The following is a 15,860-nucleotide window of genomic DNA, read 5'->3' on the forward strand; positions in this document are numbered from 1 at the left end:
CACCTTTTTTGGAAAACGAAGTTGTTTTAAAAAGAGCCGATATTGGAATATTTATAAGATTATGTTCTACATTAAAACCCTGGAGGGGTGAAATATTTATAGATTACCATAAAGGAAATGAAGAAAGCTCCAGCGGAGCGACATATAATACGATTGTAGAAAAATATGTCGCTCCGCTGGAGCTTTGATTTTGTAATCGTTGATTATTTCTATAAATATTAAGCTTCTCCGAAGCTTATAAAAAATGGAGTTGCTTTTTTGAAACCGTCCTATTTTGTCTTTTGCCGAAGCTTAGCCGTTATTAGTCGAATTTTTAGTACGAGCGGATAATATAATTCTACTTTTATCTTAGTAATTAAATGGCAAGGGAAATGATTAAAGAAGATATAGGTTTTAAAGAAGCAGGAAAATTTGAAGAAACACGTTTTGAGAAAATTCACAATGTTATTTTCGAGTCCTCGCAAGAAGCTTCTATATTGGTCGCTCGTGAAATTGCCAATTTAATTCAGAGAAAAAATGAGCTGGACGAACCTTGTGTTTTAGGTTTGGCTACAGGTTCTTCGCCAATTAAAGTTTACGAAGAATTGGTACGAATGCATAAAGAGGAAGGTCTGAGTTTTGAAAATGTAGTGACTTTCAACTTAGATGAATATTATCCGATGGATAAAAATGATATTCAGAGTTATTATCATTTTATGCACGAACATTTGTTCAATCATGTTAATATTCATCCAGAAAATATCAATATTCCGGATGGTCAGGTTAGTGCCGACGAATTACAGCAGTATTGCATTGATTATGAGATGAAGATTAAATCGTACGGAGGTTTAGATTTTCAGCTTTTGGGAATTGGAAGAACGGGACATATTGGGTTTAATGAACCTGGTTCGCACGTAAATTCAGGAACTAGAAGCATTACACTTGATCATATCACGAGAGTCGATGCGGCTTCTTCTTTTTTAGGAATTGACAATGTTCCTAGAAAAGCCATTACAATGGGAATTGGAACCGTTAGAAATGCAAAAAGAATTGTTTTGCTTGGCTGGGGAATCAGTAAAGCAGGAATTATAAAAAAGACTATCGAGGGAGAAATCTCTTCGCAAGTTCCAGCTACGTATTTGCAAGAGCATAACAACACAACATTTGTTCTAGATACAGAAGCTTCGTCTGAATTGACAAGAGTTAAAACGCCTTGGCTGGTTAAATCTTGTATTTGGACAGATGAATTAAAATTAAAAGCGGTGGCTTGGTTGAGTGAATTAACTAAGAAACCTTTCCTTAAACTGACTGATAAAGATTATAACGACAACGGAATGTCGAGTCTTTTGACAGAGGAAGGAACTGCATACGATTTGAACATTAAAATGTTTAATAAAATGCAGCAAACCATCACGGGATGGCCGGGCGGAAAACCCAATGCTGATGATACGTACAGACCGGAGCGTTCCACGCCGGAAAAGAAAAGAATTATCATTTTCAGCCCGCATCCAGATGATGATGTGATTTCGATGGGAGGAACTTTTGACCGTTTGATAGAGCAGGGACATGAAGTTCACGTAGCGTACCAAACATCAGGAAATATTGCTGTTTCTAATGAAGAAGCATTGAAGTTTGCTGAGATTTCGAAAGCATTACACCCAGATTCTAGAATGTCTGATAAAGTAATTGACTTTCTTCAGAACAGATCAGGAAATGAGATTGATTCATTAGAAGTTAGAAAATTAAAAGGTTTAATAAGAAGAAGTGAATCTTTTGGCGCAACACGTTATTTAGGTTTGCCGGATTCTAATGTTCATTTTTTAGACCTTCCGTTTTACGAAACAGGAACAGTAAAAAAGAATAATCTTTCGGATGCAGATATCGACATTATGTGTGATATTATTGAAAGAATAAAACCGCATCAAATTTATGCTGCCGGAGATTTGGCAGATCCGCACGGAACTCATAAAGTGTGTTTAGATAGTTTGTTTGAAGCTTTAAAAATTCTAAAACACCATAGTTTTATGAACGATTGCTGGGTTTGGTTATATCGAGGCGCTTGGCATGAATGGGAATCGTACCAGATTGACATGGCAGTCCCAATGAGTCCTGACCAGGTTTTAAAGAAACGACATGCAATTTTTTATCATCAGTCTCAAAAAGACGGCGTAATGTTTCAAGGTGATGACAGCAGAGAGTTTTGGGTGCGAGTTGAAGACAGAAATAGATTGACTGCAGAAAAATACCACAGCTTAGGTTTAGCAGATTATTCGGCTATTGAGGCGTTTAAACGTTATCATTTCTAAGTGTCTTTTGCAGTAATAAAGATAATAGACTATTTCATGGTTTATTTTGGTTAGTTACCTATAATTGAGAGAAAATGCGGTCGTGGTTGGCCGCATTTTCGTTTTTTATAGTTTTGTTTTTTTACCGCAAAGTTTTTTTACCGCAAAGAGCGCTAAGATTTACGCAAAGTTCGCTAAGATTTTATTTTTACGTTGTCTGAAAACTGAGCATAAAAAAGTTCGCAAAGCTTAACGAATAGCTTTGCGAACTTTTTTATTCTCTTTTCTTTATCAACTAGCTTAAAAAATCTTTGCGAACTTTGCGTAAATCTTAGCGTGCTTTGCGTTTAAACCTTTATATAGATGAATTAAGGATTTTCTGTTTTACTTCATCAATATAAGATCTTCCTATAACGTAACGAAGTCCTTCGATTTCGATGCTGTTTCCTTCTACGGCGTCAATTTTGTCAATTGCAATTGTGTATGATCTGTGGATTCTGATGAAATCTCTTTCAGGTAATAATCCCGTAAAGTCTGATAAAGTACTGTGAATTATGAATTTTCCAGAAGTAGTGCTTATTTTTAAATAATCCTTTAAACTTTCGATAACCAAAATTTCGTTCAAGAAAATTTTCTTCATTTTTTTCTTGTCGATTTTAACGAAGATAAAAGGATTCTCTTTGCTGTTTTCTTGTGGAAGTTTGCTCCCTGCATTATTAAGACGTTTGTTGATTTTGTTGACTGCTTTCATCAAACGCGGAAACTCAATTGGCTTAACCAAATAATCTAGAACATCAAGTTCGTATGTTTCAATTGCAAATTGGTCGTAAGCACTTGTAATGATTAATAAAGGTGGGTTTTCTAAACTTTTAATAAAATTAATACCATCTAAAACAGGCATATTAATATCTAGAAAAATTACATCAATGGTATTGTTTTTTAAGAAATTTAATCCTTCAATAGAATTACTAAAGGTGTTTACTAATTCTAAATCCTCAATCTGTTCAATATAATTTTTAATAACGTTTATTGCCAATGGCTCATCATCGATAATTAAACACTTTATTTTCATTTGTAAATATTATTTAGGCCGATATTTGGTTTTTTGTAGGTATAGTTTTCTAAACCGATAAAAGCTAGGGCTTAAGTGACTTTTATAACTAGTTTAACGACAAAAATATTCTTTTTATTTTTAAATGAAAGCTTATAGTCATTTTTATTATATCCCAGTTCAAGTCTTTTTTTGACATTTTCTATACCTATACCACTTGCCTTGTTAAAATTATCTTTATGTACGGTAAATTCAGGCATTGGGTTTGAAATTGTGAAATATAAATAATCGCCTTTTACTTTAAATCTGATATCAATGAGAACATTTCCAGTGTTTTTGTTAACGCCATGCTTGAATGCATTTTCGACGAAAGTCAAAAGTAAAACGGGAGAAATTTCTTTATCATGAATATCTCCTGAAATAGACATATCTACTTCTAGACGCTCTCCATTTCTAATTCTTTCCAAATCCAGATAGTTCTGAATACACAGAATTTCATTCTCTAAAGACTGTTTCTTTTCTTTTGTTTCATAAAGCATATAACGCATTAATTCTGAAAGTTTTAAAACGATTTTCGGAGTCTTGTTGGACTTTTCTACAGAAAGCGAATAGATATTATTTAAGGTATTAAAGAAAAAGTGTGGTGAAATTTGAGATTTTAAAAACAACAGTTCTGTTTCCAATTGCGATTTTTCTAGATCGGTTACACGTCTTTGTTCCTGTAATAAATCGAGCGTGATTTTAATTGCAGTAACAAAAGTCATTACATACAATTCGCCCATCATCATATCAATCGTATAGTTTAATGTAAGTGTATTAATGGTCTGCGGACCTTCAGGCCAAACGTTGTGTGTGATTAATAAATAAGTTAAGTTGAATTTTAGAACCACCATGACAAAAATCGCCGACAATACAGTTACTATATATAGGAAGTATTTTTTTTTATAAACGAAATGTGGCATTAAAACCAAAATATTCAAATAGCATAATGCCATGTGAATTGGAAATCCGAGTAAAGTGGTTTTTAAAGAATAGACATAATCGTTAAAATAACTTCCCCATCGGAATGTATTGAACACAAAATACGTCAGCCAGAAGTAAACATGGTAGCGTACAGGTAAGCTGTAAGATTTGCTTGAGTTGAAAATCATATCGAGAATATAAAATGTCGTTTGTTACTATTTTTTGATGTTTAGAGCTGTTTAAATGTCGTCCGTCTAAAAATGTTTTGGTAAAAATTGAATTTATCTAAATTTAAAGTTAAATTAATATTGTTTTGATATGAGGAAAATTACTCTGCTCTCTTTAACGGTAATTTTTATTGCAAGTTGCAAAATAAAAGTAGATAAAAACAAAGATCCACAAAGTTTTGCAACAAATTATGTAGATCCTTTTATAGGTACAGGCGGGCACGGACATACATATCCGGGCGCAACAGTTCCGTTTGGGATGCTGCAAGTGAGTCCAGATAATGGAGTTTCTAGCTGGGACTGGTGCTCAGGCTATCATTATTCTGACTCGATAGTTTCTGGATTTAGTCATTTACATTTAAGCGGGACAGGAATCGGTGATTTGGCAGATATTTTATTTATGCCGACAAACAAAAAGTTAGACTTAACCGCCAAAGCCGCTTCACGCGATTTCTTACCGTATAAATCAAAATATAATCATGTTAACGAAAAAGCAATACCGGGTTATTACCAAGTTTTTCTTGAAGATCCTAAAATCAATGTAGAATTAACTTCTACGCAAAGAACCGCATACCATAAGTATACCTATAATAATAACGACACACAATCTGTTGTTGTCGATTTAGGTTTTGCTATTAATTGGGATAAAGCGACTAAAACAGCTATTACAGTTGAAGATGCAAATACTATTAGCGGTTACCGTTATAGTACAGGTTGGGCAAAAAATCAGAAAGTATTTTTTGTAGCAAAATTTTCTAAGCCAATTATTGAATCTATTATTACGGCAGATAAAAAAGTAGTCTCAGGGAAAAGCGCTGAAGGCGAAAATACTGCTCTTCAATTATTTTTCGATCCTAAAAACTCTAAAGAATTAGGCGTAAAAGTGGCGCTTTCTTCTGTAAGTATCGCTAATGCGAAAGATAATCTAGAAGAGAACAAAGAATTTGAGAAAGTAAAAACAGACGCTTCTGCAGTTTGGAACAAAGCTTTAAGCAAAATTACAGTTGAAACTCCAGTCGATTCTCTAAAAACTATTTTCTATACGGCTTTATACCATGCTCAAGTTGCTCCAGTAACGTACAGTGATAAAAACGGACAATTTAGAACGGAGGATGATAAAATTGTAACTTCAAAAAATTACACAGCGTATTCTACTTTATCGCTTTGGGACACGTTTAGAGCTGAAAATCCATTGCTAACTATTTTAGATCCGAATAGGGTTTCAGATATGGTGAATTCGATGTTAGCGTATTACGAAACTAAAAAGATTCTTCCGGTTTGGACTTTATATGCAAATGAAACCAATACCATGACAGGATATCATTCGATTCCAGTTATTGTTGATGCTTATCTAAAAGGTATTAAAGGTTTTGATGCCGAAAAAGCTTTTGAAGCAATGAAAGCGACAATGATGCAAGACGAACGCGGATTGAATTTCTACAAAAAATACGGTTACATTCCGTACAATTTATTAGACGAATCGGTTACCATTACTTTAGAATATGCTTACGATGATTGGTGTGTGGCTCAAATGGCGAAAGCTTTAGGCCAAACAGCTGATTATGAGTTTTTCTCGAAACGTTCAAAAGCTTACGAATATTTATTTGATGCAAAATCTGGTTTCATGAGAGGAAAATCGGAAGATGGAAAATCTTGGAACGAACCTTTCGATCCAAAACATTCAAATCACAGAGAGCACACGGATTATACCGAAGGAAATGCTTGGCAACACAGCTGGTTTGTGCCTCATAATGTGGATGATTTTATTAAACTTCACGGAGGAAATGACATTTTCACAAAACGTTTAGAACAATTATTTACAGAGAGTTCTGAGATTACAGGAAACAATGTTTCAGCAGATATTTCTGGTTTGATCGGACAATATGCACATGGTAACGAACCAAGTCACCACATTGCTTACATGTTTAATCATGCTGGTCAGCCTTGGAGAACGCAATATTGGGTGCGTCATATTTTGGACACACAATACAATACGACAGCAAACGGTTTGAGCGGAAACGAAGATTGCGGACAAATGTCGGCTTGGTATGTATTCAGTTCAATGGGATTATACCCAATGAATCCAGCTTCTGGTGAATACGAAATTGGAAGTCCGATTTTCGAAAAATCAACTTTAAATCTTCCAAATGGAAAAACTTTTGTAATTGAAGCAGAAAATGTTTCAGACAAAAACTTCTATATCCAATCGGTTACTTTGAACGGAAAAGCATTTAATAAAACAGCAATTTCTCACCAAGAAATGCTAAAAGGTGGTGTACTTCATTTTGTAATGGGGGCACAGCCAAACAAAAACTGGGGTCTGAACTAACTAATTCAAAATAAATAATTTAATGAACATAATAGACGTATCAATCATTTTAATCTATATCGTACTCTCGGTCGGTATCGGAATCTGGATTTCAAGAAAAGCATCAAAAGGACTTGATGATTATTTCCTTGGCGGAAAATCAATCAAATGGTATTTTTTAGGATTGAGCAATGGCTCAGGAATGTTTGATGTTTCAGGAACTTCCTGGATGATTGGAGTTTTATTTTTATATGGCGTAAAAAGTTTCATGTTTATGTGGCTTTGGCCAATCTGGAATCAGATTTTTGTTATGATGTTCCTTGCGGTCTGGATTAGAAGATCAAAAGTAATGACGGGATCTGAATGGATTTTAACTCGTTTTGGAAGTGATAAAGCTGGAAAAGCTTCTCATATTATTGTAGCCATTTTTGCTATTATATCGACAATTGGTTTCATTGCTTATTTCTTTGTTGGAATCGGGAAATTTGTAACCATCATTCTTCCTTGGGATTTAACGGTTTATATGAATGGTTCTGTTTTCTTAACGTCAGAACAAGCTTATGCTTTGTTAATCATTTTCTTAACTACAATTTACACGGTTAAAGGCGGAATGTTTTCTGTAGTTGCGACAGAAGTAGTACAATATATTATTATGATTGTTGCTGGAGTTTTAATCGCGGGTTATGCATTCATTAATTATACAGATATTCAAATCAATTCGGTAATTACGCCAGAATGGAAAAATGTTTTCTTCGGATGGGAATTTGAAACACAATGGAGCGATAAATTTGAAACTTTCAATAGATTAATTGATACGGAAGGTTATAAAATGTTTGGCGCTTTTATCGGAATGACTTTATTCAAAGGATTCTTCGCGAGTGTTGCAGGTCCAACTCCAAGTTATGATTTACAGCGTGTTCTTTCTACAAAATCGGTAAAAGAAGCAGCTTACATGAGTGGTTTTACCAACTTGATTTTATTTATTCCTAGATATTTATTAATCACAGGAATTGTAGTAATTGCTTTGGTGAATTTAGCACCAGAATTAAATGCAAATGTAAATTTGACAGGTGCAGATTTAGAACTATTAATGCCAAAAGTGGTGAATCTTTATATTCCAGTTGGAATTAAAGGAATTCTTCTTGCTGGTTTATTAGCTGCTTTTATGTCTGGATTCTCAGCTTTCGTAAATGCAGGACCAGCTTATATCGTAAATGATATTTATAAAAAATACTTCAAGCCTGTCGCTTCAAATAAACATTACATTAAAGTAAGTCAGATTTCATCTTTCTTGGTAGTTGGTCTTGGAGTTTTCATGGGATTCTTTGCAGATTCTATTAACTCATTAACACTTTGGATTACAAGTGCTTTGTACGGCGGTTACGTTGCAGCGAACTTCTTAAAATGGATTTGGTGGCGTTTTAACGGATGGGGTTATTTCTGGGGAATGGTCGGCGGATTAATCGCAGCGTCTCTTCAATTCATTTTAGATCAAAACAAAGGAAATTTAGCAGCGGGAACATTTTTGCATGATCTTTCGCAAGTGCCATCGATTTACTTATTTCCATTAATTTTCGGAATGTCAATTTTAGGTTGTCTTTTAGGAACTTACTTAAGCAAACCAACAGATATGGAGGTCCTAAAATCTTTCTACAGCAATGTAAGACCTTGGGGATTCTGGACTCCGGTTTACAAACAATTAAAAGCGGAAGATCAGTCTTTCCAAAAAAATAATGATTTCTATCTAGATATGATGAATTGTGTAATTGGAATTGTATGGCAGTCAAGCATGATTCTGCTTCCGATTTATTTCATCATCAGAGATTATCCAAAAGCTGGCGTGGCTTTGGTGGTTTTCTTAGTGACGACTACGGTGTTGAAGTTTACTTGGCTGGATAGAGTTAGGAAGATAGAAGAATAATACGTGTAGCAACTTTGTCAAAGTTTCAAACTTTGACAAAGTTTTACCATACAGTTTGTCATTTCGACGAAGGAGAAATCTTCGCAAGAAGCTCCATCTCGTAAGTTGCCAATCTTTGTAGAGTTACTCGTGGAGATTTCTCCTTCGTCGAAATGACAAAACAGTGCGTGACAGTTCAAAACAACAGTCACAAACAAAAGAATAAAAGAATAGAAGAATAAAAAAACTAATAAATAAAAAAGACAAAAAATGAGTACTATTCCTTGGCAAGACAGACCCGAAAACAGTAAAGATGTAATGTGGAGATATTCTGAGAATCCAATTATCGACAGATATTCGATTCCTTCATCAAACAGTATATTCAATAGTGCAGTTGTACCTTTTGGAGACGGATATGCTGGGGTTTTCAGATGTGATAACAAAGCAGTTCAGATGAATATTTTTGCTGGTTTCAGTAAAGACGGAATCAATTGGGACATTAACCATGAACCAATTGAGATGAAATCTGGAAATACAGAAATGATCGAATCTGCTTATAAATACGATCCGCGAGTGGTTTGGATCGAAGATCGTTACTGGATTACTTGGTGTAACGGTTATAATGGACCAACAATTGGTATTGGTTATACGTTCGATTTTAAGGAGTTTTTTCAATGCGAAAATGCTTTTTTACCATTCAACAGAAACGGAGTTTTATTTCCACAAAAAATTAACGGAAAATATGCCATGTTAAGCCGTCCAAGTGATAATGGACACACACCTTTCGGAGATATTTGGATCAGCTATAGCCCAGATATGAAATATTGGGGAGAACACAGATTGGTTATGAAACCGAGTCCGTTTGAGAAAAGTGCTTGGCAATGTACAAAAGTGGGAGCAGGACCAATTCCGATTTTAACTGAAGAAGGATGGTTGATGATTTACCATGGAGTTATCAATACTTGCAACGGTTTCCGTTATGCAATGGGTTCAGCACTTTTAGATGTTGATTCGCCAGATCAGGTAAAATACAGAACGCAACCTTATTTATTAGGACCAGCAGAAACTTATGAAATGGTTGGAGATGTTCCAAATGTAGTATTCCCTTGCGCTGCTTTACACGATATTGAAGAAGATAAATTAGCAGTTTATTACGGTGCAGCAGATACGCACGTAGCGATCGCTTTCGGAAAATTAAGTGAAGTAATTCAGTTTACAAAAGATAATAGTTTATAGTATAAAGATGCATAGTAGAAGTAAATTATTGTCCCTTGCCGTTTTTTTTGTTGGATTGATGGGTTATGCGCAATCTGAAAAAGAGGTTACACCAAAAAGTTATATTGCCTATAAAGCTTCAAAAGAAATTGTTATTGACGGAGAGGGCACAGATAAAGACTGGGAGAAAGCAACTTGGACAACGCCTTTTGTCGACATAGAAGGTGTTGAAAAGCCAAAATACAATACTCAAGTCAAAATGTTATGGGACGATAATTACTACTATATTCTCGCTAAAATAGAAGAACCTCACGTTTGGGCAAATCTAAGACAGCGCGATACAATTATTTTTTACAATAATGATTTTGAAGTTTTTATCGATCCAGATAATGATACGCACAATTATTATGAATTAGAAATTAATGCTTTAAACACGGCTTGGGATTTATTCATTAATAAACCATACCGTGAAAAAAATACGGTTTTAAACGACTGGAATATTACAGGTTTAAAATCGGCTGTAAAAGTCGACGGAACGTTAAATAATGCTTCAGATATTGATAAAGGCTGGACATTAGAAATAGCCATTCCGTGGTCAGTTTATAAAACATCTTATTTCGACGATATTGTCCCAAAAGATAAATTTTGGAAAGTCAATTTCTCTCGAGTGAATTGGCAGCACTCAGTTGTCGATGGAAAATATGAGCGCAAAAAAGATTCAGAAGGAAAGTTTCTCCCAGAATACAATTGGGTTTGGTCGCCTATGGGAGTGATAAATATGCATGAGCCCGAAAAATGGGCTTATGTATACTTCTCATCCAAAGAAATAGGAGGACAGGATACTTTTACAATTCCACAGGAAGAAAAAGTAAAATGGGAACTGTATACCTTGTACCGTGCTCAAAAGAGATATTTCGATAAAAATAAATCTTGGGCAAAATCATTGCAAAGTATCAGTACAAAAAATATAGTTGTTGATGGAAAAGTTTTAAAACCAGTTTTAGAAAATCATTCATCAGGATTTAATATCTTGGTAAAGAGTCCTTTTTCAAACAAAACCTTAATAATTAAAGAAGATGGTAAAATTATTACGAACGAATAAGTTGCAAAAACTATCAAAAGTTTTAGTAGTAGCGCTTTCGCTGAGTTTATTCTCTTGCGGACAAAAAGAAAATAAAGATCAAGAAAACGGAAAATTCACTTTTGGTGTTTGGACCACTGCTGACGCTAAAAAATCGGATGCAGATTATTCGAAAGAATTCAAAAAATACAAAGACGGTGGAATCGATGAAGTTTTAATTAACACGCAAACCGATCCGAAACTATTAGCAAGATTAGTTCCGCTTGCAAAAAAAGAAGGACTAAAAGTACACGCTTGGATTATGGCAATGAACCGTCCGAACGATTCAGTTGCTTTACAGCACCCAGATTGGTATCAAGTAAGCAAAGAAGGAAAATCTTGTTTTGATAACCGACCTTATGTAGATTATTACCAATGGCTTTGCCCAACTAAAGAAGCATCTAGAAACCATGTTTTAGGTTTAGTTGAAGGTTTAGCAAAAGTCGAAGGAATCGAAAGTGTGCACTTAGATTACATTCGTTTCCCTGATATTTTCTTGCCAATCAGTTTGTTGCCAAAATACAACTTAGTTCAAGATGTAGAATTACCACAATTTGATTTCTGTTATTGTGATGCCTGCGTAAGCAAATTCGAAAAAGAACATCACAAAAATCCAAAGAAAAGCCACAATACTTCAATTGATATGGAATGGAAAAATTTCAGATTAAATGCAGTCAAAGCTGTAGTTGACGATGCGTATAAAATTGCCCATAAACACAATAAGAAATTAACGGCTGCAGTATTTCCTTATCCAGAAATGGCAGATCATATGGTGCGTCAGCGTTGGGACAAATGGAATATTGACGAAGTATATCCAATGATTTATCATAGTTTTTATGATGAAGAAATTGACTGGGTAGGTTACGCAACCAAACAAGGTGTAGCCGATTTGGAAGGAAAGCAGACGAAAGTTAATACAGGAATTTATATTCCAGGATTAAAATCGGATGCAGAATTGAAAGAAGCAATTTTGCTAGCTAAGAAAAATGGTGCAACAGGAGTTTCATTTTTTGACGGAAACGCCTTATCAGATAGTAATTTAAAAACAATTGCAGCCGTAAAATCGGCCATGTAGTAGATTTTACTGGGATTAAAAAGTATTACTGATTAATTTAGCAACATCAAGAATATTTTGTTTTTGAAAGTTGAATTTAAACCAAGAGACATGTCAAATAGAAGAGATTTTATCAAGAAAACCACTTTAGGAACTTTAGCCATAAGTTCTGTTTTAGGCGTAAGCGGATTTGCAGCCAATCATGAAAATGAGCCAGAAGTAGAATCAAAAGAAAAAAAACAGACAAAACCGATTATCATCTCGACATGGAATCACGGTTTGCCTGCGAATAAAGAATCTTGGAAGAATTTAAAAGAAGGAAAATCAGCTTTAGATGCCATCGAAGCCGGAATGAAAATACCTGAAGCCGATCCGAATGTTCGTAGTGTGGGTTACGGAGGATATCCAGATCGCGAAGGGAAAGTGACTCTTGACGCTTGTATTATGGATCACAACAGTAATTGCGGATCTGTTTGTTTCTTACAGGGAATAATGCACCCAATTTCGGTTGCAAAAAGAGTTTTGCAAAATACACCCCACGTAATGTTAGCGGGACAAGGTGCTTTGCAATTTGCCTTATCTGAAGGTTTTAAAGAAGAAAATTTATTAACTCCAGAGTCTGAAAAAGACTGGAAAAAATGGCTGGAAGATTCCAAATACAAACCAGTTATTAATATAGAAAATCACGATACCATAAGCATGCTAATGTTAGACCAAGAAGGCAATCTTTCGGGCGGATGTACCACGAGCGGTGCGGCTTGGAAAATGCACGGACGCGTCGGTGACTCCCCAATAATCGGCGCGGGTCTTTTCTTGGATAACGAAGTGGGAGCTGCCGCGGCAACTGGTTTAGGCGAAGCGGTTATTAGAACTGCCGGAAGCGCAATGGTTGTCGAATTAATGCGTCAAGGAAAATCTCCTTACGATGCTTGTAAAGAAATCACAGAACGTATTTATAACAAACATAAAAACCATAAAGACATGGAATACCTTCAAGTTGGTTTTATTGCTTTGAATAAAAACGGAGAATACGCAGGTTACAGCTTAAGATCAGGATTTAATTACGCCGTTTCCGATGATGTAAAAGGACATAGAATGGAAGACGCGAAGTTTAAAATGTCTTGGGATAAATAAAACTAGGCGTAAATATTTTTAAACACATAGAAACATAGAATTTGTTGTGGTTAAAGACGTTTCACTTAGAATAAATAACATAGCGAGTTTAGAACTTTGTCAAAGTTTGAAACTTTGACAAAGTTTAACGACACAGTTTTGTCATCCTGAGGAACGAAGGATCACACAAGTTGCTCGACAAAGATTGGCGAGTTACTTTGAGGAATTCCTAGTGTGATCCTTCGTTCCTCAGGATGACAAACTAAAACTAAAAAACTACATCTTTAAATGTTCCAACAAACACTTAGAGAAACCAAAAAACAAAGAATGAAAAAAATACTATTCCTACTAATCCTAATTACTTCGGTGCTATCTGTTAAGGCACAAAAAGTGTACACAGAAAGTGATATTCATATCATTCCGAAACCGACTCAGACTCTTATTAAAACAGGTGTTTTTGAATTTACAAAAGATACAAAGTTTGTAGTAAACGGTGATTTCCAGAAAGATGCTGCGAATGCATTGGCATCAAAATTTGAAACCGCTGCAGGATGGAAACCAGAAGTTACCACAAAAGCTCCTGCGAGTAATTATGTTTTGCTGAAAACAGATCCGAACTTAAAAAATGAGGCCTACGTTTTAGATGTAAATCCAGCTAATATTGTTATTTCTGCGAAAGGAAATAATGGATTCTTATATGCTTTAGAAAGTGTTAGACAATTACTTCCTGAAGCGATAGAAAGTAAATTTGCGATTAGCTCTGCAAAATGGCAAATTCCAAGTTTGACCATTAATGATGAGCCTCGTTTTAAATGGAGAGGTTTAATGCTGGATTTATCACGTCATTTCTTCGATAAAAATTATGTTTTAGCCACAATCGATCGTTTAGCAGCGCATAAAATGAATGTTCTGCACATGCATTTAGTTGACGATCAAGGCTGGAGAATTGAAATTAAAAAATATCCAAAACTAACAGAGGTTGGTGCTTGGAGAGTAGATCAGGAAAATGTTTCTTGGAATGCAAGATTAACTACAAATCCTGACGAAAAAGGAACTTATGGTGGATTTTTTACGCAAGACGAATTAAAAGAAATCGTAAAGTATGCAGCGACAAAAGGAGTTGAAGTAATTCCAGAAATCGAAATGCCAGCTCACGTAAGCAGTGCCATTGCAGCTTATCCAGAATTGGCTTGTTTCAACCAGAGAATTGGTGTTCCGTCTGGTGGAGTTTGGCCTTTGACCGATATTTATTGTGCTGGAAAAGAAACGACTTTTGAATTTTTGCAAAATGTAATTGATGAAGTAATTACCATTTTCCCTTCAAAATACATTCATATTGGTGGAGATGAAGCGACTAAAACGAATTGGGCAAAATGTCCAAACTGCCAAAAAAGAATCAAAGACGAGCATTTAAAAAGTGTTGACGAATTACAAAGCTATTTTGTAAAACGTATGGAAAAATACATCAATTCAAAAGGTAAAAAAGTTATCGGTTGGGATGAAATTTTAGAAGGCGGTTTAGCTCCAGATGCGACAGTAATGAGCTGGAGAGGAATGAAAGGCGGAATTGAAGCAGCAGATCAAGGTCATGACGTAATTATGACACCAGAAACGCCTTGTTATTTCAACTTTTATCAAGGTCCGCAAAACGAAGAGCCTTTGGCCTTTGATGCTTATAATCCGTTAAGCGAAGTGTACAAATTTGATCCTGTAGTTTCAACTATGACACCTCAGGAAGCTGCACACGTTTTAGGCGGACAGGCTAATTTATGGGCAGAACATATTGCGGGACCAAAAGATTCTGAATATATGATTTTTCCAAGATTAGCGGCTTTATCAGAGACTTTATGGAGTCCGAAAGAGAAGCGTAACTGGAACGATTTTACATCGAGATTGTTCTCAATGTTTAAACGTTACGATTATCAGGGATTAAATTATGCGAAAAGCGCTTATTTGGTAACCGCTTCTTCAACAGCAGATTTGGCCAATAAACAAGTGAAAGTGGAATTGAAAAATGAATTTCCAAATCCAGATATCCGTTATGTTTTAGGAAACCAAAGCATTGATCATCATGCTATAAAATATACAGCTCCAATTGAAATTGCAGCAACTACTGTTTTAAAAGCTTCTTTATTTCAAGACGAAAAACCAGTTGGAAAAACTTTTACAGACACGATTGTTTTTCATAAAGGATTGGCAAAAAGAGTGAAGTACTTAACGCCTTTCAACCAGAGTTATAAAGGAGATGCTAATACAATGGTAAATGCCATTCGCGGAAGTAAAAATTTCCATGACGGACAATGGCAAGCTTGGCTGGTTAACGATATGGAATTGGTAATTGATTTGGAGAAAGTAGAAAGTATAGAACAAGTTACAGTTGGGGCTTTAGAAAGTCAAGGTGCTGGAGTTAATTTCCCAATTCAAGTGAAAGTATTGATTTCTACAGACGGAGTTAAATATACGCAAGTGGGTAAAATAATGCGTCCGTATGCAGTAAATCCAGTTCCAGAATTGAAAGATTTCAAAATTAATTTCCAAAAGCAAAATGCGCGTTTTGTAAAAGTAATCGGTGGCAACTTAAAGAAAAGCCCAAAAGGAGAAAGCTCTTGGTTGTTTGTGGATGAGATTTTGGTGAATTAAATATT

At 35.2% G+C, this 15,860-nt stretch carries 11 protein-coding genes; 9 read left to right on the forward strand and 2 right to left on the reverse strand.

The window, feature by feature from the left end; all coding sequences use genetic code 11:
- Positions 1-8 precede the first annotated feature (8 nt).
- Both DMA14_RS16625 and nagB read left to right on the forward strand, forming a co-directional pair.
- On the forward strand, positions 9-188 hold the full coding sequence (locus DMA14_RS16625; protein WP_157957721.1) for a hypothetical protein: 180 nt from the start codon (positions 9-11) through the stop codon (positions 186-188).
- Positions 189-371: 183 nt separating this feature from the next.
- Entirely contained in the window at positions 372-2,285 is a 1,914-nt protein-coding gene (nagB, locus tag DMA14_RS16630; protein WP_203418313.1) for a glucosamine-6-phosphate deaminase, read from the forward strand.
- A 334-nt stretch (positions 2,286-2,619) separates the two neighbouring features.
- On the opposite strand, the gene DMA14_RS16635 is transcribed toward nagB, so the two are convergent.
- The gene (locus tag DMA14_RS16635) at positions 2,620-3,336 is read right to left on the reverse strand and encodes a LytR/AlgR family response regulator transcription factor (RefSeq protein ID WP_111425709.1); all 717 of its coding nucleotides are present in this window, start codon (positions 3,334-3,336) and stop codon (positions 2,620-2,622) included.
- A gap of 71 nt (positions 3,337-3,407) precedes the next feature.
- Positions 3,408-4,466 (reverse strand): sensor histidine kinase, encoded by a 1,059-nt coding sequence (locus DMA14_RS16640; protein WP_111425710.1) that lies wholly within the window; start codon positions 4,464-4,466, stop codon positions 3,408-3,410.
- A 130-nt stretch (positions 4,467-4,596) separates the two neighbouring features.
- Here DMA14_RS16640 and DMA14_RS16645 point away from each other — a divergent pair, with 130 nt between their 5' ends.
- The 7 genes from DMA14_RS16645 to DMA14_RS16675 all read left to right on the forward strand — a co-directional run bounded on the left by DMA14_RS16645 (position 4,597) and on the right by DMA14_RS16675 (position 15,855).
- Positions 4,597-6,834 (forward strand): GH92 family glycosyl hydrolase, encoded by a 2,238-nt coding sequence (locus DMA14_RS16645; protein ID WP_111425711.1) that lies wholly within the window; start codon positions 4,597-4,599, stop codon positions 6,832-6,834.
- Between the two features lie 22 nt (positions 6,835-6,856).
- A complete protein-coding gene (locus DMA14_RS16650; RefSeq protein WP_111425712.1) occupies positions 6,857-8,734 on the forward strand; it encodes a sodium:solute symporter family protein in 1,878 nt (625 codons plus the stop codon).
- A gap of 249 nt (positions 8,735-8,983) precedes the next feature.
- On the forward strand, positions 8,984-9,949 hold the full coding sequence (locus DMA14_RS16655) for a glycoside hydrolase family 130 protein (RefSeq protein WP_111425713.1): 966 nt from the start codon (positions 8,984-8,986) through the stop codon (positions 9,947-9,949).
- 7 nt (positions 9,950-9,956) lie between these two features.
- The gene (locus DMA14_RS16660) at positions 9,957-11,030 is read left to right on the forward strand and encodes a carbohydrate-binding family 9-like protein (RefSeq protein WP_111425714.1); all 1,074 of its coding nucleotides are present in this window, start codon (positions 9,957-9,959) and stop codon (positions 11,028-11,030) included.
- The gene (locus DMA14_RS16665; RefSeq protein ID WP_111425715.1) at positions 11,005-12,123 is read left to right on the forward strand and encodes a putative glycoside hydrolase; all 1,119 of its coding nucleotides are present in this window, start codon (positions 11,005-11,007) and stop codon (positions 12,121-12,123) included. Before DMA14_RS16660 ends, DMA14_RS16665 begins: the two co-directional genes overlap by 26 nt.
- A 90-nt stretch (positions 12,124-12,213) precedes the next feature.
- Complete coding sequence (locus DMA14_RS16670; protein WP_111425716.1) at positions 12,214-13,236, forward strand: isoaspartyl peptidase/L-asparaginase family protein; 1,023 nt, start codon at positions 12,214-12,216, stop codon at positions 13,234-13,236.
- Positions 13,237-13,542: 306 nt separating this feature from the next.
- The gene (locus tag DMA14_RS16675) at positions 13,543-15,855 is read left to right on the forward strand and encodes a beta-N-acetylhexosaminidase (RefSeq protein WP_111425843.1); all 2,313 of its coding nucleotides are present in this window, start codon (positions 13,543-13,545) and stop codon (positions 15,853-15,855) included.
- Positions 15,856-15,860: the final 5 nt, after the last annotated feature.

Origin of the sequence: Flavobacterium sharifuzzamanii (genome assembly GCF_003254585.1) — a bacterium.
Classification (GTDB): domain Bacteria; phylum Bacteroidota; class Bacteroidia; order Flavobacteriales; family Flavobacteriaceae; genus Flavobacterium; species Flavobacterium sharifuzzamanii.